This is a genomic window from Campylobacterota bacterium, from assembly GCA_020633995.1.
Classification (GTDB): domain Bacteria; phylum Babelota; class Babeliae; order Babelales; family RVW-14; genus JACKCO01.
Window position 1 is genome coordinate 676,136 of sequence record JACKCO010000003.1, and the last position, 23,100, is coordinate 699,235.

The window sequence follows — 23,100 nt, forward strand, 5'->3', positions numbered from 1 at the left end:
ATGCTTACTGTGAAATAGGTAAGTCTTTTTTATTTTTTGCGATAGACATATTTCTTTCAAAGAGTATTAAAGGGTCTGGAGAGTCTGAAAAATAGCTTGTTCTAGTTGAAAAAATGATTGTTTTATATGATACTGAAAAAGTTATTTACGTTGTGTTTTATAATGATAGTGTAATTTTTTAAGAGGGAGCACTTTTCATGAAGAAAAGGGTTGGTGTTGTTTCATCTCGTCTGTTGTTGTGTGCAAGTTTGTTGTTGAGCTGTTCTTACCAGCCATTTGCTCTTGCAAAAACTCAGAGCGCACAAGACAAAGAATCATTGAAAAAATTGTTCGGCAAAGAAAAAAGTTTGCCAGCATTGCCTGAAGGATTTACAACTCGTTCAGAAGTTTCTGTAGAACAGGAAAATGCAACTGCTGATGCTACACAAGCAGAGCAGCCTAAACCTACTACATCAGTAACACCAGAGCAGGTTGACCAAGCCGTCGAAAATCTTGAGCAAGCTGTTGATTTGTTAAAACCAGTTGAGCAAGTAATTACTGAAAATAACCTCATCGGTGCGGTTTCTCAGCAAGTGCTTGAAGCGGTACAAAATGATGGTGAACTAGTCGAGGCATTGCTTGAAGAAGCTGATGAGCTTGAAGAGAACTATGATCCATCAGCACCACGAAAAGAGTATACTCGTTTTAATCAGCCATTTGCATTTTTTCATAGTGTTGGCAAATATCCAATGCTTATGAAGTTTGATCCACGTACTGGTGTGACTGATTTGGTTAACTGTGGTTATGAGGACCAGTCATCTGGTTCGACTAGTTTGGTAACACAGGCTGAGCATTTGGTTGATCTTAAACCAGTATGGACATTTCAAAAATATGCTTATCTTCCAGGCCTTCAGGTTGAGAAGAAATTTCAAGGGCAGCGTGAAGCAGTTCTTGGGCAGATGCTTGAAAGCATTTTTGTAAAAGGCGAGTACAAAGGCACCGTGTTACTTGATGAGTATAATGCTGGTCTGCCTATGAAATGGGTACTTAAAGATGAGGGCCATTTAGCATCTGTAGTACAGTATCTTAAAAAGAATGGTATTGTTAAAAGAGCAGAAAAGCCAGTTTTATTGCTTGAAATGGTTAATGAGATCAGTAGTATGCATGATAATAGCGATATTAAATTTTTGAAGAAATATTATCACCTATTGACAACAGAGGATCTCAGCCCAGAAGCACGTAAGTTTTATAAGCATTGCGACGACAAACTTCAAGATGTTATTGAAGCGACCAAAGATGCAACTACTGTTGGTAAAGGGTATGTTGACAAAATACTTGATGACCTTGAGAAAGAATTTGGTGCATTTAAGGGACAAAATATTACTTCAAAAGTTGTCAAAACAACTACAGTATTACTGAGTGTTTTCATCATCTATAAACTGAGTGAGAAGCTTGTTGATACGTTTATCGTTTCTCCAATTCATAAAAAGATTTGTGAATTAGCTGGAAAATAGACACTTCTAGTTTTTAGGATTTAAGAGGCAGCCATTAATGGCTGCCTCTTTTTTTGTTTTGTGCTACACTCGAGCAAAAAGCATCAATCAAAAAAGTGAGAGAGTAGTATCATGGACCAATCAAATCATCGTGTTCTCATCACGGGGGGAGCCGGGTTTCTCGGTAGTCATTTAACAAAGCGCATGCTTGAGCAAGGGTATAGTGTCATTGTGCTTGATGATCTGAGCACGGGTAGCCTTAAAAACCTTGCTGAGTGCAAGGATAATGAAAATTTTACGTTTATGGAGCACGACATTATTGATCCAATTGACCTAGATGTTGATTGGATTTTTAATTTTGCTTGCCCAGCATCGCCCGTTCATTATCAAAAAGATCCAGTCAGGACAACCAAGACGAGTGTGCTTGGTGCGCTGAATATGCTTGAACTTGCAAAAAAGCACGGTGCACGCATTATGCAAGCATCAACGAGCGAGGTGTATGGTGATCCGCTTGAGCATCCACAGACTGAGCAGTACCGTGGTCATGTGAATCCAATTGGCATTCGTGCTTGCTATGATGAAGGCAAGCGGTGTGCAGAGTCATTATTTTTTGATTATCATCGCATGCATAATGTTGATATCAAGGTTATTCGAATTTTTAATACCTATGGTCCAAACATGGATGTCAACGACGGTCGTGTTGTGAGTAATTTTATTATCCAGGCACTGCAAAATGAACCACTTACCGTTTATGGTGATGGCACGCAAACGCGGTCATTTTGTTATGTTGATGATTTGATCAACGGCATCATTGCCATGATGCAGTCTGACAAAGAAATTACAGGGCCAATCAACCTTGGTAACTGCGATGAATTTACCGTGCTTGATCTGGTTAAGCATGTCAAAAGCTTTACAGACAGTTCGTCGGTGATCAGCTTTAAGCCTCTGCCTGAGGATGATCCAACACAGCGTTGCCCCGACATTACGCAGGCAAAAAGCCTGTTGGGCTGGGAGCCAAAAGTTGATTTGAAACACGGGCTTGAACAGACCGTTGAGTATTTTGCTAAGGAACTTGAATGAGAGTTGTGCTCTCAGCGGGCGGACGATTCCATGCATTTCATTTAGCAAAGCAGCTGGCAAGGCGTAATTCGCTTGCAAAATTTTTCAGTTTTAGTGCGCAGAACAGTGACTTTGATTATTTACCACGCAGTGTAGTTGACCAAAGTACTGTGTGCAAGTTTGTCAACTGGCTTGCATGCCGGTTGCAGGTGCGTCGATTTGTTAACAAATCGTGGTGTAATGCTACGCAAGATGCGTTGTTTGATACATGGGTAGCAAAAAAAATTCAGGCGTTAGAACCCTTTGACATATTTGTTGGTTGGGCTGATTATGTGCTCAAAACCATTCCCTTTGTACGGCAAAAAGGAGCCAAGGTAATTATTGAGTCTGGCTCTTTTCACATCAAAGACCAAGCTCAGTTGCTCACTCAAGAGTATGACCGTTGGGGTATTTGCTATGAGCCGATTAACAAAAAAAACATGGAGCGCATGCTTGCAGAATATGAGCTAGCAGACTACATTATGACACCATCTGAGGTGGTTTGTCAGAGTTTTTATCGACAGGGGGTTGCTCGCGATAAAGTTTTGAAAGTGCCATGTGGCATTGATGGAGCACCGCTAACATCGCTTGAATCGCGAGATACGTATGTTAAAAAATTTATTGTTCTTTTTGCCGGGTTGCTCAGCATTCGTAAAGGCGTGCCGTATTTGATTCAGGCATGGAATGAACTGAATCTTCCTGACAATGATGCGGAACTCCTGCTTGTTGGGGGCATGCAAAAAGATTGTGAAGCCGTCTTAAAGCGATTGCCCATGAAAAAAAATGTAAAAATTATGGGTTCTGTTTCGCATCAACAGCTTAAAAAGCTTTACCAGCAGGCTACGGTTTTGGCCTTACCCTCCATTGATGAAGGTTTTGGTATGGTTGTGACTGAGGCAATGGCAAGTGGTATTCCCGTTATTTGTTCTGATCATGTTGGTGCTGGCGAGTTAGTGCAAGATTATCAGCAGGGCTTTATTGTACCGCATGCAAATGTTCAAGCGTTAGCAGCTTGTTTGGCGTGGTGCTATCAGCATCGTGAAGCATGTTTTGAGATGGGCAGATGCGCACAACAAACGGTTAAAAGTTTAACATGGGACCATTATGGGCAACAGGTATATAGCCTATATCAGCAGATTTTGAATGTGTGAGAGGAGTAGCAATCGCATCAATAAAAAAAGTTTTGGTTGTTGGTTTTTTTAGTCCTGATCAAAATGTTTATACCTATGCATCATCTTTTTATAGAACTTTCGGGCAACTTGGCTATGTGGTGAGCGGGTTTAATATTCGCAAAATAGTGATGCCGTTTTACTCACGTAGCAATCCAAATCTGTTGCCATATCACATAAAAAGAATTAACGACATATTGCTCAATAGATTGCTTGTGCAACATGTACAGCGCTTTAGGCCAGACATGGTTTTTTTTATAAAGCCTGACAACATAACGCTATCAACGATGAGAACATTAAAGGCATGCAATACACGTCTTGCTTGTTTTTATCCAGATAATCCATTTTCGCTATGGAATGGGAATGCGAATGCGCAGGTATTAAACGGACTCCCGCTGTATGATTATTTTTTGATATGGTCGAAAATGTTGATTCCTTCACTCACTTCTGCTGGTGCAAAGCGGGTGTTTTATTTTCCTCTTGCTTTTGATCAAGAGCTTTTTGAGCAACCGATAACAATTTCCTTGATAGAAAAAGAATTTTACACAAGTGACATTAGTTTTGTTGGAACGTGGGACCCTGAGCGTGAGGCATGGTTGACCGAACTTGTTAAAAACTTTCCTCAAAAGCGCATAGCGCTGTGGGGAAATAACTGGCAACATGCAGTGAGCGCTAATCAGTACATAAAAACGATATGGCAAGGGCCTGCGCGCTACGGAGCAGAACTTATAAAAATATTTCGTTGTAGCAAAATTGTTTTAAATTTTTTGCGCCAACAAAATATGACAGCTCACAATATGCGTACGTTTGAAGCGCCCGCTGCGGGAGCGTTTATGTTGACGCAATATAGCGTAGAACAGGCGGAGCAGTTGTTTTGTGAGGGAGAAAGTATTGTATGTTTTACCAGTGTGCAAGATCTTGTTACTAAAGTTAGATTTTATTTAGATCATACAAAAGAACGCGAAGAAATTGCTTTGCGTGCCCATCGTGTTGTTCAATCCTTTGGTTTGAAAAAACAGCTTGAGATGATCATGAGCTTGTTTGAGCAAGAAAGTAGTGAGAAAGGTTTGTGTTATGACGGTTGCGTATGAAAAAAGGCTTTCACCAGTTAAAGTTAACTATATAGAACGTTATTTGCGGGGACAGCGTGTTCTTGATGTAGGTGCCGGGCATTGTTTATACAGTCGTTGGATTGGTGAGCGAAACAAGGCTATACAGGTAACGGCAATTGATTTATACGAGCCGGACGAGATAAAAGATTTTTCCTATCTTAATCTTGATCTGGAGCAACCACTCATTTCTTTGTCTGACAACTCTTTTGATACAATTTTGGCATTTGATATCATCGAGCACATCTCAAACGAGCAGCTACTTACTGATGAGCTGTATCGTGTATGTGCGCCAGATGGCGTACTTATAGGTTCTGTACCGCACGATGACGATGGCTTTTTGCCAGCCTATAATCTGACGTTTAAACATAGATCAGACATAACGCACAAGCGTTACTATCTTCCTGCAACAATAGAACAGGCTCTGGCAAAAAGTGGTTTTGAAGTTCTATTTATTCAAAAATGTGGCGGTATCTCGCCTCAGGTTATAGCTGAATTTTTTCCAGATTTTTGTCGCTACCCAATTAGAAAAATGTGTGGATTATTGCGTAAATTGGGGGTAATCAAAACTGGTCTGTCGTCAGATCTTTTTTTTGTTGCTAAAAAGGAGTGTGTGTAGTGAGGACCGGATCGCAGTTAGTCAAGCCCAAAGTTGCCTTGCTAACACTCAAAAACTCTTACGTGTATGGTGGCGTACTTTCACTTGTTAAAACAGCATATCAATTTTGCGAAAACTATTTTGAGCCGACAGTATTTTGTTTGGGTTTTGACCAAGAGATCTCGACAAGCCTTCGTCGGTTGAAGTTTTCATCGTCTACAAGACGTACACGTTATTTTGATATGAATTGTATTGAGGTTGGTGCTCGCTGGGCTTTTTGGGAGCCGGGTCATTACGCATATACTCGTCCGTATTGGCATGAACTGCTCAATGACTATGAATATTGTTTTGCCATTAGTGGTACGGCGATAGCAGGACATCCTTTTTTGCAACTTGATAAAAAATATTTATTGTGGCTAGCTACGCCATACGACCATGATCGGTTTGCACGTGTTGCGGCCATGAAGGGTGTGAGAAAGCTTATTGATAGTCTTGCACACAAAAAGATGTTAGGGATAGAGCGGAATGTTCTTGAAAGTGCCAGTTTTACGCTTGCTACGAGTGAGTATGCAAAAAATGCCTTTCATCATTTAGCAGCGAGACATAGGGGGGCAATTGCCCGATGTGGATATCCGATTAAACAAAATAGTTTTTTTGTGTACAAAGAAAAAACATTTCAAGGAAATGTTTTGCTTGCCGTTGGGCGGTTTAGTGATCCTCGAAAAAATATTACGATGCTTTTGACGGCGTTTGAAAATATTTATACAAAGATGCCAGACGCCGTGTTGTATGTGGTTGGTGACAGGCCTGCAGAAGATGTTTTACGACCATTTAAAAATTTCTCTTCTTTTAAACATGTTCATTTTACTGGACGCGTGAGCGATCAAGAGCGTAATCAACTGTATGAAAAAGCTTCGGTTTTACTGATTACATCGCATCAGGAGGGACTTGGAATTGTTGGTCTTGAGGCATTATCACATGGAATTCCAGTTGTTTCTACCGACTGTGGCGGTACTCGTGATTTTGTTCATGATGACCAAACGGGTTATCTGGTTGCGGTAAATGATGTGCAAGCCATGTCTGATTCTGTTATTACTGTTTTGTCTAATCAAGCTTTGTACACTAAGCTTTCTCTGAATGGGCAGATGCTCGTGCGTAGTGAATTTTCCTATTCCATGGTTCATGCGATTATGAAAGAAGCGTTTGTTCAGACATATCCAGAGCTTGAGCAATGGTTTGCTTTTTGTGATGGTGGAGTTGATGCTTTAGAAAAAGTTATGCGCTATGAGCAGCGCCATAATACTCTATGAAAGTACTTGTTATTAGCCACACTTATATTGCGTCAGTTAATCGCGAAAAATGGTTAACGCTTGCACGTTTGTACTGCGACGTATTTATAACGGTTATTTATCCAAAAAAATGGTTGGGAACGCTTCGATCGTATGATGTTGAGACCGAATCGTTTTATGGATTGAAGAATTGTAGATTTGTAGCACTTGATGTGTATTATGCGGGTAATGAAAGTAGGTATTTTTATAAGCCGATTAGTTTTTTTACTCTGCTTAAAGAGATTGCCCCTGATGTTGCGCACGTTGAGCAGGGTGACTGTTCGCTTGCTTACCTGCAGACAATATTTTTTTTAAAAATATTGTCGATTCAATCCAGCTGTGTTTTTTTTACATGGATCAATTGGAAGCCCAAGGTAAATCTGGGGTACCGTATTTTTTGGCAATATGTTCAAAAAATTAATCGTTTTTTTTCTGAAGGCGCAATCACCGGCAATTGCAGTGCGCAGAAGCTTTTGCGCGAGCAGGGGTTTAAACAGCCAGTAAAAACGTTACCGCAGCTTGGTGTTGATTGTGCATTATTCAAGCCAGCTCAAAAAATAGATACACGAATAAAAAAAATAATATTTGTTGGACGCTTTATTCGTGAAAAAGGAATTTTTTTATTGGCTCACGTATTTGGAAAACTCATACAGGATAATCGTGATTGGAGACTTGTATTTGTTGGGACGGGAGCAGACAAGTGCGATCTGGTCAGTGCATTGCAGGAATGGGGTATAAGTGAATACGTTCAGCTAGAAAAGCCAATGAGTCATGAGCTGGTGGCTCCCTTAATTGCTCAAGCTGAAATCTTAGTTTTACCTTCGTATGATACGCCTGAATGGAAGGAGCAATTTGGTCATGTCTTGATTGAGGCTATGGCATGCAGGGTTGCAGTTCTTGCAAGTGATGCGGGCGATATACCCGCTGTTGTAGGGGATGCCGGACTTATTTTTCAACAAAAAAATGAACAATCTTTACTTGCACAATTAAAAACTTTAATGCAAGATGAGGCTTTAAGAGAGTCGCTTAAGCAAAGGGGCTATCAGAGAGTGATTCAGCATTACTCACATGAAAAAATTGCCAGATCAACATACGCTTTTTGGCAATTGTTATTAGAAAAAAGGTTAGAGAGGAAGTCATGAAAAAACTTATGGTGATTGGTGGTGGCTATGTTGGTCTTGTAACGGCCGCCTGTTTTTCTCGTAAAGATAATCAAGTCATTCTTGTCGAAAACAATCCTGAAAAATTTGAACTGCTTAAGCAAGGAAAAGTTCCCTTTTATGAACCGGGTTTAGATGCTTTGGTGTATGAAGGGATACAAAAAGAGTCGCTTGTTTTTGTTGATAATATTGCTCAAGCTATGGAGCACAAACCTGAAATTATTTTCTCATGTGTTGGAACCCCTTCTCAAAGTGATGGTGCTGCTGATTTAACATATGTTTTTAGTGCGGCAAAAGAGATTGGTAAGCATTTAGATTTTTATGCTGTTGTTGTTAATAAATCTACAGCACCGGTTGGAACGGTAAGAAAAATTAAAGAAGTGATCGCAGCAGAACTGGAAAAACGGGGAAGTAGCCAAGCATTTGATGTAGCCTCAAATCCTGAGTTCTTACGGGAAGGAAGTGCTGTTAATGATTTCTTTATTCCGGATAGAGTAATTGTTGGCGTGGAGTCAGATCAGGCGTTGCAGACGTTGTGGATGTTGTACAAGCCTTTCTGCCAGGAACACGATCAATTTATTGATATGGCTGTTGAGTCAGCAGAGCTTACTAAGTATGCATCAAATGCCATGCTTGCATTGCGTATTAGCTTTATGAACCAGCTTGCACTGCTTGCAGATAAAACTGGTGCAGACATTCAAGCGGTAGAAACAGGAATGGGAAGTGATAAGCGTATTGGAAAACAATTTTTGCGAGCTGGCATTGGTTATGGAGGCAGTTGTTTTCCCAAAGATGTAAAAGCGCTTATCCATATGGGGAAAGAAAATAATCAGCCTATGACGCTTATGCAAGAGGCGGATTGTGCTAATGAGTTGCAAAGAAATATTTTTGTTGAAAAAATTCTTGCGTACTATGCAAATGATATTAAAGGTAAGCGAATTGGTATATGGGGGTTAACATTTAAACCGCATACCGATGATATTCGTTGTGCTCCCGCCATCGATATTATTCGTAAATTATTAGATCTTGGTGCCGAAATTATTGTGTATGATCCGGCTGGGATGCGCCATATAGAAAATATTTTTGGCAAGCAGCTGACCTATGCTACAAATGCGTTACAGGTGCTTGTGTATGCTCATTCACTTGCTTTGTTGACTGAATGGGAAGAGTTTTTGGCATTTAATGAAACAGAATTTGTCATGCTTAAAGACAGGGTTATTTTTGACGGACGTAACTGCCTTGATGCTGATCGTGTTAGAAAGGCCGGCGTCACATATCTTGCTTTAGGGAGACAGATGCTAACTGATGTAAGCAAAGATGGAGGGGATCGGTTACACATACAGACAGATACGGTATCGAATACGAGAAGCGAGGCAAGTCTATAATCATAAAAGATTGAGTTGCTATGCAAACGATTCTTTATATCCATCATGGTAAAGGTATTGGAGGAGCAGGCTTAAGCCTGCTCTATCTTATTAAAGCTCTTGACAGAAAAAAGTTTCATCCGGTTGTTCTTTTTTTGTATCAATCATCAATCATAAAACTTTTCAAAGATGCTGGGATTGACGTTGTTGGCCCGATTGGTGTTGGTGATTTTCCGCATACCAGGATTTGGTCTTTTTCTTGGTATCACGCTCCTTATTTTTTGAAGGCGCTTAAAGATACGTTGTTAACACGTTATAGCCTAGCAGATAAGTGGTTAGATCTTGTTAAGCCTGATCTGGTACACCTTAATACGAGTTCATTGATAGCATGGGCTGTTGTAGCTAGCCAAAAAAAGATTCCTGTTGTTTGGCACATACGTGAGCCTTTAGCTCATGGGTATCTGGGAATACGTAAAAGATTTATAGAAAAAGTTATAGCGCGTTATGCAGATTACATTATCCCCATTTCTCATACTGATGGTAAACCATGGTTAGGTTTGCAAAAGACATTTGTAACGCATAACGCCGTCGATGGTCGAACGTTTGACTATACTCGTTTTACAGCAAGCAAAATGCTCAAGCGATATGGAATAAAACAGGGTGATCCTGTTATTTTGTTTTTGGGGGGATTGTCTGAACAAAAAGGAACACTAGAAATTCTTTTGATATTTCAGCAGCTCCTGAAAATTATGCCACAGGCAAAACTGTTGGTGGCTGGCTATTTTTCTATGCAGAACGATGGTGGTCATTTGCGTATAATGCTGTCGCCCTTTGCTTGGTATAAACGGAGAGTACAGCGAGTCGTCGAACAGCTAGCAGAGTCGGTTGTTTTTTTGGGGGCAATTGAGAATGTTCCTGAGGTGATGGCTGCTAGTCGCGTTGTCGTTTTTCCCGCTAGTGTAGGACATTTTGCACGGCCAATTATAGAGGCTGGGTTTATGAAAAAGCCTGTCATTGCGTCAGCACTTGCTCCGCTTGATGAGCTTGTTCGAGATGGTTACACCGGCTTTCTTATTCCACCGTATAAGCAAAATCTGTGGGTTGAAAAGCTTGCGATGTTGTTGACCAACACTGCGGTTAGTGACCATATGGGACAATGTGCTTATGAGTTTTGTGTGCAGCGATTTCACATGAATCACTATGTTAGAAAGATTGAAAGATTGTATCACGCTGCGTTAAAAAAAGAGGAAACACATAGCCAGGGGAGTGAGAAGTATGAAACCCCAACAATTTAAAGAGCGGGTAAAAGATTATTGGAATCATGCAGCATGTGGTACAGAATTTATTGACCAGAGCAAGTACAGCAAAGAGTATTTTGAGGCTGTAGAAGATTTTCGTTATCTGATTGAACCAGAAATTTTTTCATTTGCACAATTTACCCGGTTTAGAGATAAAAAAGTTTTAGAGGTAGGGACTGGTGCCGGTTCAGACTTTTTACAGTGGGTACGTGCGGGCGCTCAAGCACATGGCATTGATTTAACGCAAGAATCAATTGACCATGTTCGTACCCGCCTTGCATTATATAATCTTGAAGCGCACGATGTACGTGTCGCAGATGCTGAAAGTCTACCGCATGAGGATAACACGTTTGATCTTGTTTATTCATGGGGAGTTATTCACCATTCACATGATATTGAGCAGTGTTTAAGAGAAATTGTACGTGTTACAAAGCCAGGTGGTAAAATCAAGGTGATGGTGTACAACCGCCGTTCGCTGTTTGCATTTTACCAGTATCTACGTTTTGGGGTGCTACGTGGGCGGCCATTTCAAAGTTTTCAAACTATTTTGTACAACCATCAGGAAAGTTACGGAACAAAGGCGTTGACACGAAAAGAGCTCAAGGCTTTAGTGTCAAAATTTCCTGTTGCCTTACGCGCCCTTGATACGACTGTTTCAAACCATGATTTGTTGTATTACGCCTCGTCTCCAGTACAAGGATTTGCACGATTTTTGGCAACGCTGCTTGGTTGGCAGCGTGTTGGTTGGTTTATGCGGTTTGAGCTTGAGAAGTTATCATCTAGAGATTTATGAATTTAATCCACCAAATTTATACACTTTTATCAAAGCGTGATCGTCTTGTCGTACTGGGACTATTGGGGATATCATTTTTGGTATCACTTATTGAGATGGCCAGTATAACAGGTGTTATGGCTTTCATCTCTTTAGCAACACGATTTGATGTTGTTGAACAAAATAAGTACTATGTCTGGGGACGTGACATACTTGGCAGCCAAGGACCATTTGATTTTTTTCTTGTAACAGGATTTTTGCTGATTGCTTTTTACCTACTGCGTAGTGTGCTTAATGTGGCGCTTGTTTTTGTCATAACACGTTTTTCGTTTGCCAAGCACTATGATTTTTCAACAAGATTTTTCCAACATTTTTTATCAATGAACACGGGAGAAGTAGTCAGGCAAAATTCAGCAGCAATTAGTTCAATGATTTTTCATGCATCTGTTTGCTTTACCTATATTTTATCGTCGTTATTAATTGTATGCGCAGAAGTTCTGACGATTTTGTCCGTTTATGGCATGCTTGTTTACATCAACTGGAAAATGACTGTTTTGTTAACAATCTTGTTAGCGGCACAGAGTGGTATTTTGATTTTTCTGTTTTCTAGGAGTATAAAAAAGGCTGGTAATAAAAGTCACATACACTCGGTACAAACGCAGAAGATTTTTAATGAGTCATTTGGTAATTTCAAGCTCATTCGCCTGTTGAGTAACCAAGACTTTATGACAGAAAAATTTAATGAATCAATGCTTGGGTACTCGCGAGCAAATGCGTTGAACGCGACATTGCAAGCATGTCCTCGGTTTGTGCTTGAAGGGATGGGGTGCACCATCTTGCTTGCTATTATTATTTACTTCATTTGCTATCGACATGATCATCATGCCATGATGCCCATAGTATCTATGTATTCGCTAGCATTTTATCGATTTTTGCCATCAGTTAACAAGATTCTTGCATGTGTGAATCAGGTCTTTTTTTCGCGGCCAGCGGTAGACAAAATTAACGATTATGTTGCATGCAAAACAGAGCAGTTGGGCGATGAGCAGATTGAGTTTAAGAACCAGATAGCATTGCAAGATATTTCATTTGCGTATCCAGGCAGAACACCTGTCTTAAGCACTATTTCACTAGAAATTACCAAGGGTGAGCACGTTGCAATTATTGGTTCAAGTGGCGGGGGCAAAAGCACCTTGCTTGATCTGATGATGGGGGTACACTGCCTTGAGCATGGAAAAATTCTGATTGATGGGAAAGAGCTTACACCAGGTAACTTAAAAGCATGGCGCAAAAAAATTGGTTATATTCCGCAAGCCATCTACTTATTTGATGGAACAGTTGCGCAAAATGTTGTCTTTGGCCGAGCGTACGACCAAGCCCGGGTTGTACAGTGTTTAAGGGAAGCGCATATCTATGAGTATCTTCAAACACTCGAAGGTATTCAAACTCAACTTGGTGAAGGTGGTGTCAAATTGAGTGGTGGACAAAAACAGCGCATTGCTATTGCTCGTGCGTTGTATGGTAATCCTGAGTTATTAATTCTTGATGAAGCGACCTCAGCGCTCGACAGTCAGACTGAGGCTGCGGTTATGCGTGATATTTATCAGGAAAATCAAAATAAGACGATGATCATTGTTGCTCATCGACTTTCAACTGTTGCTCGGTGCGACAAAATTTATGAGCTTGATGGCAATGGGATACGTTGTGTGTCTTACGATCAGCTTGAGAATGTTTCACGCAGTTATGAAGAAGAGCATAAACAAACCTTACCCTGACCGATCAATAGCGTCGAATATTTTCAATATCGCTGAAATATTTTTTTTCACCATTGATAAGGTAATGTGTCTCATGCCCCTTGCCGAGTAGCGTGATGATTGAGCCTTCTGTAGCAAGACTTGCTGCTTGCGCGATTGCTTCTGCGCGGTTAAGAATAGTAGTTACTCGATCCTGATTATTGATGCCTTGCAAAATATCACGGGCTATGGATTCTCGGTTTTCTGTCCGAGGATTATCGTCAGTGATAATAATATGGTCAGCATATTTTTCGGCAAGCATGCCCATCATTGGTCGCTTGCTTGTATCTCGATCACCACCGCAACCAAAAACAACAATTAAATTATGAGTGAATGGGCGCAGTGTTTTGAGTACTTGTTCCATTGCACCCGGTGAATGAGCAAAGTCAACAAAAGCATATACACCATTTTTAAGTTGATGGGGTTGAAGCCTGCCTGGTACGCCTGGAAATGACGTAAGAGCTTGAGAAATGCTTTGTTCAGGCAAGCCCAGTTGTTTGCAGGTCAGACTTGCCATAGTTATGTTTTGGGCGTTGAAAAGGCCAAAAAGTGTTGAAGTTGCCAGCTGCCATGTTTGGCCAAGTTGTAGCGTTATCCCTGCTAGTGTGTTATTTGTGATGGTAAAGTGGTGGTATCCATCATTGTCTGGAGCACCTTGTTTAAATGAGATGACCTGTCTATGTAGTTTTTTTGCATGTATGCCTGCTTGAGATCCCCAGGTATCATCGTTGTTGATAATAATTTTGCCATCTTTTTTAACCTGATCAAAGAGCTTAAGTTTTGCTGCAAAATATTGCTCCATCGAGTTATAGAAATCCATATGTTCTGATGATAGGTTTGTAAAACCAACAACATCAAATTCAACTCCATAGACACGATCTAAACTAAGTGCGTGTGATGATACTTCCATGACGACATATTCAACCTGCTGTTTAACACATTCAGCAAAGAATATATGTAAGTAGTCACTGTTTGGTGTTGTCAGCGTACTTGCCTGTGCCTGATTAAGTATTTTGTTACAGACCCCGCCAATCAGTGCAGTTTTGTGGCCGGTTTGTTTAAGGATGTGTTCGATTAAAAACGTAGTACTGGTTTTTCCCTTAGTGCCGGTAATGCCTATGATTTTTAATTTTTTTGCCGGGAAATTAGCAGCCTGTGCCGATGCATGTGCCAGCTCTTGCCGTATATTCTTTGACGTTGCCAGCGTCGCGCCAAATTGTTTGCAAAGGTCTAATAGGCTCTGGTCAACATTATTTTCTTCGATAACTATTTTTTTTGCACCACGTTCAAGCGCATCATGGATATATTTTTTGCCTTCCTGTTTGTGACCGGTAATAGCAAAAAAAGTTGAGCCCGTGCCAACCTTTTGTGAGTGACAAGTAACGGTGTATATTTCAGATAAAAGGTTATTTTGCATTTTTGAAAGTTCGTGTTTTATGTTACTAAAAGACATTAGATGATCCTACCAAAGGTTAGCCTATCTGCCAACAGCTTAGGTATTATGTATATTTATAGCCAGTGTGTTTCTTGTCGCTCTTTTTAATGTTATGTAAATATATTGGTTATGCTTACTGGTAGATCATATTTGTTATTGTTTTAAAGTGATACAGTTTGGTTTTTTATTTCTACGCGGTATATTCTTTTCAGCTTTTGACTACTTACTCACATTAATGTGAGTAAGTAGTCTTTGTTTTTATGATTTACGTTTCAGGCAGAGGGTTTATAGGAAATACATACAAAAAAACAGTTTCAGTTTGAATAAAGAAAAAGAATAAATGATGTTTTAGTAAAATAAGGACAAAAAATAGTTAATAAGGCCTTTAGAAGAGTATTTTTGTATTGTGTGATTTTTTTTATTTGAGATGTTTTTTTTCTGTTTATATAAAATTGATAAAGTCAAATGATAGTTATCTGAAATTATCAATTTTTGTTTTGTTAACATGGGGGGCGCTTTACTATTTCGTCTTTTTTTAATAAGGTACACTTTAAAATTCGTGTTTTTTACTGTGTAAATTTGAGCATATGGAAACGATAATGAATAATGTAGTTGATGAGAAAAGTAATGTGTTACAGGCAGAAGTAACAGCTACTCAAGGAAATAATGAGCAGCAAGTAGAGGTTGTAGAAAATAAGGACAGTGACATCCCGCTTAAGCCTATTGTTTTGCCCGATGACGTTAGGAGTAAAGTTGAAGGGATACTCAAGGCGTTGGAGATTTTAAAGGTTGATATTGAAAAAAAGAAAGAAACAGCGCAATTGTCGGGGGATTTGTTAAATACCAAGGTTGAGCGATTGGTAGAGAGCGGGCAGCTTAAAATTGACGATAAAGAAGTTAAACGTTCTGTTGAGAGTGTTACAAAATATGTAGCGCTGCTTGACCGTTTGATTCAAGAAATTCTAGGTGAGCAGCAATATTTTATGTTTTTGCTTTCTTCCCCTCCGGCAAAAGAATTTGAGAGCAGCGAACAAGAGAATCATTTTTATTCACTTGTCGAAGTTAAAATCAAACAAGTTAGAAGCTACATGAGGCGTATAAAAAAAGATCTTGATGTTAGCTACTCTCGTTATTCGCATGGTTTTGACATGCAAATGAAACAAATGTCTTACCTAGAACATGTTGTCACCATGCGTGCTGCTCATGCCGCAAAAACTGAAAATAAACCAGTAAAATCAGCGATGGCTGAATAGTTTTTATTGCTTTAAAAGAGCAACAACTTCAGTCTGCGACATTGTGGTTGTTGTTCCTTTTTGCATGTCTTTTACAGAAACTGTTGAGTTTTCTTGCTCATCAGGTCCAAGCAATAATGCATAGCGAGCACCTGTTTTGTGTGCTCGCTTCATCATGTTGGTTACTGAAGCAGTATCAAATATGATGTCAGTATGAAGTCCATTTTTAGTCAACTCGTAGCACAGCATGAGGCCTAGAGCTTGTTGCTCAGTTTGTAGTGGTACGACTACAGAAAGTGCAGGTTTTTGGGGAAGTGAATGTTGGTTAAGTGTTTGCTCAACAAGCATCATGACGCGGCCCATCCCAATGCCGACACCAATACTTGGTATATCCTCTCGGGCACCCACCCCCTTACCAAGTAGATATCGTCCACCACCACAAAATGCGCTTTGTGAGCCAAGCTCCTCAGAGCAAAACTCAAAAACAGTCTTATTGTAGTAATCAAGACCCCGTACAAGCATTGTATCAACGATGTAGTTGACCGAAAGGAGCTGCAATAATTCTTGTAGTTGTTTCCACTCTTGGTCACACTCGTCGCACAGGAATTCTGTTATTTTAGGTGCGTTTTGGTAGAGGCTTTTGCATGTTTCATTTTTGCAATCAAGTGTTCTGAGGATGTTTTTTTCTTTTCTGACTTGGCACGTGGTGCAAATTTGATCGTTGTGTTTGGTTAAAAAATCAAGCAGATCGGCCTTGTGCTTTTTCCGGTCATCACTACAACCTAAAAAGTTGAGTTTTAAAACGTAATTTTCAAGTTTGAGTGTCTGGGCAAACAGTGTATCAAGCATACTCAAAAAGTGTGCGTCTTGCTCGATGTGTTTTGATGCAATAACTTCAATGCTAAATTGTGAGAACTGCCGCCATCGACCTTTTTGTGGTCGCTCGTGACGAAACATAGGCCCGTAAGTAAATACTTTCCAAGGTGACTGCTGTACGCCGTTTTCAACATATGCACGGATGATTGAAGCTGTACCCTCTGGCCTTAAGCATAACTGTTCGCCACTTTGTGTTTGAAAGGTGTACATTTCTTTGGTGACAATGTCAGTTTCTTGTCCAACCGCATGGATGAAAAGGTCAGTATGTTCAATAAACGGTGTTTGAATTTCTTTAAAGTTGTACAGTGCTAAGTGGTTGGTGATTTTTGTGAGTACAAAATTGTGTAATTCAAGATCTAACAGATCGGTAGTACCGCGAACACGAGAAACAGCCATGCAGTGTCCTTTAACTTTTTAATAAAGACAGTTTTTTTAAAACAAGTTTACCAAAAAGCCTATCACGAGCGGTAAAAAAGTACAAAGGAATCTACGACCTTGTCCGGAAAGGTAAGCATGGCCATGGAACAAGCTGAAGAAATTACAATTTATTGATTTTTTTTGGGTGACTTCGTTACGTTTAACTCAAAACAAAGGTGTGATTTTTTGATTGCTATTCGGGGTGTGAAATGAAAAAACAAAATAAAGTGCTTCTGTTGTTTGTTTTTAGTTTGTTAATGCAACCGGTTTCTCTGTCTTCACAACAGTATGGGGTATATGCAGACTCAATGCAGGAATTTAATGAATTGTTTGAAGACATAGACCGGGACATTAAACGAGCAGACGTTCTTTCTAAAAAACAGCTTGATGAGTTGGTGCTGGATATGCGTGATATACTTGATGAAGAGAGTGATTATCTAGAGCAGAGTCATACAGATACAATTTATGATTATTTGCTACAACGATCTATCGCGTTTGGTAAGTGTGAGACGCTCAAAAATGTGTTGGATCATCTGCAGAACAATTTTGAGCGTGCAAAGCATGATTCGCTTACTCGAGATAATGTTGTTCACTTATTATCTAGGGCATTGTTCGCTGCTGTTGCCTCTGCAAAAGTTGATATACTCGAACCTCTTCTTGAATTTACCCCCTCATATGATCTTGACGTTAATACCCGGTTTCATGGGAAGACGTTGCTGCATGAGCTGGCCCAGGTTAACGTCGCGGGAAATGTGCTCAAGCGTGATATTACTAAGGTGGCAAAATTTTTGCTTGCCCGTGGTGCTGATGCTCAACTGCGTGATAGCGATGATCGGTTACCACTGTTTTATGCAATTATTCATGGCAACCAGGTGTATGCTCAGCTGCTCATTAAGCAGATGCCAAGCAAAATATTGAAACAAGCAGTCGATTTTCGATCTGGAGATACGTTGCTGCACGATGCCGCTTGGAATGGGCTGTTGGATGTTGTTATTGATTTAATCAACAAAGGACTTGAGGTTGGTGCAGTTAATGCTCGCGGTAAAACTCCATTGCATCATGCGATTATCAACGGTCAAAATGATGTTTTTGAATATCTGGTTTATCACTACTGTTTTCTGCCAAAAGGGAAAAAACTTGATATTAATATGACCGACTTTGAAGAAAACAATTTGTTACACGAGGCAGCACTTGCTTTAGGAAATTACGACCTACGCCTTTCTCAGCGTATCATGAATATTTTGTTTGCCTCGGGTGTGGACGTTAATGGCCTTAACGAGGGAAACCTAACACCGTTGAATTTGGTTGTTGACTTGGTTAACGATGCATTGGAATCAGGTAAAGACGAAGATCTTGTTGATACGCTTGAGGCTTTGTATGCTGTTACCCCTGGGCTTCGTATGTATGGTGCACACGTTGCTATTGATAAAGAGAAAGAAGATGATCCAGATGGTGACATGATTAGTGATTTTAATCGCTTTAGGAAGCGCTTGTACAAAAAGAAGGATTTATTTGAGCAACGGGGTAAAGTACTTGGTGTGACTGTTAAAACAATGGTCACAAAGATTGCGGATTTGCTTAGAAAGGCTGAAAACTTTGTGGCGACAGAAAAAATTGTTGATCAACAGCGTGAAGCGCTTAGAAAGAGCTTTATTCGCTCAATGGTTTCTAAAAGAAGGTCCGGACCGCAGAGTTCGCAGAAAAGCCTTATGCCAACAGAGGTTCGCGTTCAACGGGTCAAGATGCGCCAGCAGCGAGCAATGCAAATGAAGCAAACGCTTGATGATTCGGTTCAACGCCAAGAAATGAGAGCGCCAAAAAAATATCAGGAAAGGATGCCACCGCCAAGACCAGCCCCACAAGACACGTATCAACCACCTCGCGTGGTGCTAGCAAAACCGGCTCAACCGCGTCCGCGGCCAGAGGGTCCTGCGCAGGCACCTCAGCCGGTACGGGCAACAATGCTGTCTCGTTGGCAATCGAAAAAGAAAGACATGAAGGTACCATCGGCGCAGCGTTGGAGTGGGCGTCAGACGGGGGGGAGTAGGCAAGAAGACGGGCGTTGGCGGTACGGTCGTCGTGAAAGATAAGAAACGAGGAGCACAAAAGTGCTCCTCGTAGTCTGAAAAGATTTTAGTAGAAATAAGAAAGTAGGTTATCTTTAAGATGACCCATGGCACTCATGTCATCAGTTTTTCTAGTGATGAGTGTTGCAACGTGTTGATTCATAAAAGGAATTGGTTGTTTCCGTCTTGTTTTTTCTTGTATAGCGGCACGAATTTGCTCTGTTTGAGCATAATCAAGTGGTGTCTTGCCTGTTTCATCAACAGCTTCAGGGTCTGCGCCTGCGGTGAGTAGAAGTGAGACTATAGCCTCATAGCCACCTGCTGCAGCGTGATGTAGTGGTGTTTTATATTCCCCGTCCCTAGGGTCAACCTGCCATGTATAACGATCTAGGTTTAGGTTTAAGGCGAGCCAATCGATAATCTCTTTGTTAGCATGATCCACTGCAATATGTAGTAAGGTTTTCCGTTCGCTTACTCCGCCGTGAAATCTGCTGTTTTGATTGCCTCCCTCACTGAATGCTTTGTTGAGTTGCTCTATGTCTCCTTGTTTTACTGCTACGTAAGCGGCGGTGTCTTTTTGAAGCAATTCATTCAATTTTTTCCCGAGAGGGTGTTGGTTTATTCTTTCTGGAATGCAAAAAGGAGAGTTGCTAGCAAAGTTATGGGTGTTAGATTGGTCCAGTATGCCACGAGCAAATGCTGTCAGCTCTTCGTCGTGGATCGTAGTTAATTGTAGTAACTGGTTAAATTTTTCATCGCTACAATAATCTGATGCGGTACTTGAGTTGTTAAAATAGGTTACCGTGCCTGATTGAAAATATGATCCTGCCATTGCAGCAAATACAAAGCCTTTTAATCTAGGTTTAATAGGTGCTTTGAGTAGGAAATTATATTTTTCTATCACTTGCTGTGAATCTACCCTATCTTTACCAAGAAGTCTGTTTTTGTAAGCAAAGATAACCAGGGTTGCAAACTCTGACGAACCGTGGCGGCTCTCTTCAAGGATTTCTTGTGCATATTTGGATAGATCAAAAAATGGATCTTGCCAGCAGTTTTCGAGCTGAGCAAGGAGCTCAAGTTTAGTTGGCCCTGTTAGTTTCGGAGCTTTGACCAAGAGTTCAAGCTTACGTCGAATAATTTGTTTGCTGACCTCCGTTAGTTCGATTCTTCCTCCCGTTTCGCTTCTGAGTTGTTTTATTCTAGGCAAAATAATATTGAGTTGTGTTTCTATAGGTAGTTGATCGAATAATATGCCAGCTTCATGTTGTGTAGATACTGCAATTTGGTGCTGTGGAGTTTGATTTCCAACTTCTAGTATGACGTGGTCTTGAGTTGTTCTTCTTTCTTCTGCAGCGGAAATATGTGTGGTTACAAGTGCTGCTGCTATTGAGAAAAGTAATATATTTTTTTTGTTCATAAAAAATCCTTAAAATGTGCATTTAACATTCAATACTTTTGGTTGTTCTGTGCTTGCGTTGCACTGAATCATATAGTGTTGACTTTCAGCATTCGCTTAACATGGCCCCTTCGAGTTAATGGTTTAAACGCAAGGTAGTCAGGTATTCTAAAGATGATTATCTAACATGTATTCTAAAGATGATTATCTAACATGGCAAGTTACGTCTTTGCTTCTAGTGTTTTTAAAAAAAATCTGTTTGTATCAAGGCTTTGCAGTCTTTAATTTCCATTTGTTGACTTATTTACCTGAATGGCTCTATTTTAAATTTATATTAGTATAATTAATGAGTCTTTGGGGAGACTCATCATTATGTTACAGTTTTGTTGAGGGGGGCGTTACCATGAAACGTATTCGTATTTTATATGCTCTAGTTTGGGCATTATCTATTTTTTCCTGCGTTTTTGCAGGAGAGCAAAATCACTATGATTTGTTGCAACTTCCAACTGATGTTACACAAGATGCTATTGATGCAACATTTTATCTTATTTTTAAAGAATTTCCTGACGCTGAGCTGGATAAGCTACATGCTGCGGGTCAGATTAATGCAGATACACTGACAGAGCGGTTCAATACCTTAGATGCTCAATATGAGACTTCTGATCGAGATTTGTATGATGCGCCAGGGATCACACCACCAGATGTTGCAAAGCTGGTGGCGGCTGTAGTTTTGATGGATCCTACAACGCGAGCGGAATATGACAAAACGTTGGGACAGCAAGAACCTCCAGTTGATTCTTCAGATCAGCCACCAGTAGAACCTGTTCAAGATGTACCTCCAGTGGAGGAGCCGGCTGAGCCAGCTGTTGATCAAGCAACACTCAATGAAGATTTGTATAATGCATTTATTGATGGGCAGCAAGAGCAAATGAGAGATCTCATTGGTCTTGGCGCTGATCTTAATGCAAAATTTGATGGCATGACCATCTTGCATCATGCAATTGGGTATGGTGATGTAGTAGAAATTCAGGTATTGCTTGGTATGGGCTTTGACCCGAATATCTTGACCGACGAGCGCGAAGTAGAGGGAAGTCGTGGGCCAGTTGTTGTGCCACCACGTTCGGCATTAGGACTTGTTGCAGATTCCATGATTGCAGCGCGAGGACCACAGGCATCTGTTCAGGCAACACGTCAGAATCTTCTGCTTATAACGCAAATGTTGTTAGATGGTGGAGCGATTGCCTCAGAAGGTTTTATCAATGGCGTCAGTGCAAGTATAGCCTCTATGGGGCGCAATAAATCTCCTGAGCATGATCAATTTGTTAACTTACTAGGTGGCCAGCCAGCAGTTGTTCAACCACAGCCGCTGCCTGTTGAGCCGGCGCCAGGTCCTGTTGCACCATCGGTAGAGCCTGCTGTACTACCTGCTCAACCAGCTCCTGTTGCACCAAAACCAGCTCCAGTTCAACCTGCTGCTGAACAGCAGGTTGCGGGTGAGGCTGATCCAAACTTTACGTTGCATTTGGCAGTTGTTGAAGGAAATATTGCATCAGCTACGCAAGCCCTTGCAGCGGGTGCAGATATTAACTTAAAAGATGCTGATGAGCTTTCGCCGCTTATGAAGTCGGTCATGCAGGGTAATTTGGAGCTAGTTCAATTGCTCGTGAACAACAATGCCGATGTTAATACAAAAGCAAAAGCAGATCAACAGGGTCTTGCGATGACATGTGTGCATGCTGCGGTGATGTTGTTTTCCAGTAATCCAACAGTCGCACCTGCAATTCTTGAATTGCTGCTGAGTAAAGGAGCGGATGTTAATGCCACCGATATGCAAGGATCAACTCCAATGCACTGGGCATTGAACATTAAGTCTGCCGAGGCTGTTGAAGTTCTTGCAAAGCATGGAGCTAAAACTGATATCAAAAATCAGGCGGGAAGTAGTGCCGAAACACTTGCGCAGGCATGGAGATCACAAAAAGACGTTTCTGATGCTAAAACAAGAATTATGAAAGTATTTGCTCCTCAGCTACAAGCGACAGAAAAACAGGTTCAGGCTGCAGCGGTTGCTAAAAGGAGTGAGCCATATAAGCGTAAATATCGAACCTTTAGCCGTCCTATCAGCAGGTATCGTGGACTTCGTCGAAGCAGATCTGCCTCAGACATTAGAAGCCAAGCACGTGGTCAACGTGGCAGACGTGCTGGTAGACGTGATGCTCGAGGTAAGGCTGTGGGGCGTCAATCAGCACGAGGGCAGCAAGCTCGTAGTACGCGTCGCCAAAGAGGAGCAGAGGGACTGGTAAGAGGAGGCCGTCGAGCGACCGGAAGAGCTGCTGCAGGACAAGCTGTGCGTGGTGCTGGCCGTATGCAAGATCAGCGTGTTTTGCCTGAGGCGAATGTTCGTGCTTCGGGTACTAGTGCTGGGGCAGCAGTAAGAGGACGGGCTGCTCGTGTTGCACGTGAAGCGGCAGAAGTAGATTATGTAGATGAGATTGTAGATGAAGGGCCGATGCCTTAGTT

17 protein-coding genes are annotated in these 23,100 nt (G+C 41.0%); 14 read left to right on the forward strand and 3 right to left on the reverse strand.

Features of this window, described 5'->3' with window-relative positions; genetic code table 11:
- Window positions 1-197 precede the first annotated feature (197 nt).
- From H6679_02875 to H6679_02925, 11 genes are all read left to right on the forward strand, one after another.
- On the forward strand, window positions 198-1,493 hold the full coding sequence (locus tag H6679_02875; GenBank protein ID MCB9493192.1) for a hypothetical protein: 1,296 nt from the start codon (window positions 198-200) through the stop codon (window positions 1,491-1,493).
- 111 nt (window positions 1,494-1,604) lie between these two features.
- Window positions 1,605-2,552, forward strand: coding sequence for an SDR family oxidoreductase (locus tag H6679_02880; protein ID MCB9493193.1), 948 nt, complete (start codon window positions 1,605-1,607; stop codon window positions 2,550-2,552).
- Entirely contained in the window at window positions 2,549-3,721 is a 1,173-nt protein-coding gene (locus tag H6679_02885; GenBank protein ID MCB9493194.1) for a glycosyltransferase family 4 protein, read from the forward strand. Before H6679_02880 ends, H6679_02885 begins: the two co-directional genes overlap by 4 nt.
- Complete coding sequence (locus H6679_02890; protein MCB9493195.1) at window positions 3,718-4,830, forward strand: glycosyltransferase; 1,113 nt, start codon at window positions 3,718-3,720, stop codon at window positions 4,828-4,830. Before H6679_02885 ends, H6679_02890 begins: the two co-directional genes overlap by 4 nt.
- The gene (locus tag H6679_02895; GenBank protein ID MCB9493196.1) at window positions 4,814-5,467 is read left to right on the forward strand and encodes a methyltransferase domain-containing protein; all 654 of its coding nucleotides are present in this window, start codon (window positions 4,814-4,816) and stop codon (window positions 5,465-5,467) included. Before H6679_02890 ends, H6679_02895 begins: the two co-directional genes overlap by 17 nt.
- Complete coding sequence (locus H6679_02900) at window positions 5,467-6,756, forward strand: glycosyltransferase family 4 protein (protein MCB9493197.1); 1,290 nt, start codon at window positions 5,467-5,469, stop codon at window positions 6,754-6,756. The genes H6679_02895 and H6679_02900 overlap by 1 nt, the downstream gene beginning before the upstream one ends.
- Window positions 6,753-7,916, forward strand: coding sequence for a glycosyltransferase family 4 protein (locus tag H6679_02905; GenBank protein ID MCB9493198.1), 1,164 nt, complete (start codon window positions 6,753-6,755; stop codon window positions 7,914-7,916). The genes H6679_02900 and H6679_02905 overlap by 4 nt, the downstream gene beginning before the upstream one ends.
- Entirely contained in the window at window positions 7,913-9,319 is a 1,407-nt protein-coding gene (locus tag H6679_02910; GenBank protein MCB9493199.1) for a UDP-glucose/GDP-mannose dehydrogenase family protein, read from the forward strand. The genes H6679_02905 and H6679_02910 overlap by 4 nt, the downstream gene beginning before the upstream one ends.
- 20 nt (window positions 9,320-9,339) lie before the next feature.
- The gene (locus H6679_02915; protein ID MCB9493200.1) at window positions 9,340-10,593 is read left to right on the forward strand and encodes a glycosyltransferase family 4 protein; all 1,254 of its coding nucleotides are present in this window, start codon (window positions 9,340-9,342) and stop codon (window positions 10,591-10,593) included.
- Window positions 10,574-11,389, forward strand: coding sequence for a class I SAM-dependent methyltransferase (locus H6679_02920; protein MCB9493201.1), 816 nt, complete (start codon window positions 10,574-10,576; stop codon window positions 11,387-11,389). The genes H6679_02915 and H6679_02920 overlap by 20 nt, the downstream gene beginning before the upstream one ends.
- Entirely contained in the window at window positions 11,386-13,143 is a 1,758-nt protein-coding gene (locus tag H6679_02925; GenBank protein MCB9493202.1) for an ABC transporter ATP-binding protein, read from the forward strand. Before H6679_02920 ends, H6679_02925 begins: the two co-directional genes overlap by 4 nt.
- 4 nt (window positions 13,144-13,147) lie before the next feature.
- Here the strand turns inward: H6679_02925 and H6679_02930 are convergent, their stop codons facing one another.
- Window positions 13,148-14,614, reverse strand: coding sequence for a UDP-N-acetylmuramoyl-L-alanyl-D-glutamate--2,6-diaminopimelate ligase (locus H6679_02930; GenBank protein ID MCB9493203.1), 1,467 nt, complete (start codon window positions 14,612-14,614; stop codon window positions 13,148-13,150).
- A gap of 581 nt (window positions 14,615-15,195) precedes the next feature.
- Between H6679_02930 and H6679_02935 the strand changes: the two genes are divergently transcribed.
- Window positions 15,196-15,849: a hypothetical protein gene (locus H6679_02935; GenBank protein MCB9493204.1), complete on the forward strand. Its 654-nt coding sequence runs from the start codon at window positions 15,196-15,198 to the stop codon at window positions 15,847-15,849.
- Between the two features lie 3 nt (window positions 15,850-15,852).
- On the opposite strand, the gene H6679_02940 is transcribed toward H6679_02935, so the two are convergent.
- Window positions 15,853-17,100: a histidine--tRNA ligase gene (locus H6679_02940; GenBank protein ID MCB9493205.1), complete on the reverse strand. Its 1,248-nt coding sequence runs from the start codon at window positions 17,098-17,100 to the stop codon at window positions 15,853-15,855.
- A gap of 230 nt (window positions 17,101-17,330) precedes the next feature.
- Here H6679_02940 and H6679_02945 point away from each other — a divergent pair, with 230 nt between their 5' ends.
- Window positions 17,331-19,211: an ankyrin repeat domain-containing protein gene (locus H6679_02945; GenBank protein ID MCB9493206.1), complete on the forward strand. Its 1,881-nt coding sequence runs from the start codon at window positions 17,331-17,333 to the stop codon at window positions 19,209-19,211.
- Between the two features lie 43 nt (window positions 19,212-19,254).
- Here H6679_02945 and H6679_02950 read toward each other — a convergent pair whose 3' ends face one another.
- Complete coding sequence (locus H6679_02950; GenBank protein ID MCB9493207.1) at window positions 19,255-20,604, reverse strand: ankyrin repeat domain-containing protein; 1,350 nt, start codon at window positions 20,602-20,604, stop codon at window positions 19,255-19,257.
- A 382-nt stretch (window positions 20,605-20,986) separates the two neighbouring features.
- Between H6679_02950 and H6679_02955 the strand changes: the two genes are divergently transcribed.
- Window positions 20,987-23,098 (forward strand): ankyrin repeat domain-containing protein, encoded by a 2,112-nt coding sequence (locus H6679_02955; GenBank protein MCB9493208.1) that lies wholly within the window; start codon window positions 20,987-20,989, stop codon window positions 23,096-23,098.
- Window positions 23,099-23,100 lie beyond the last annotated feature (2 nt).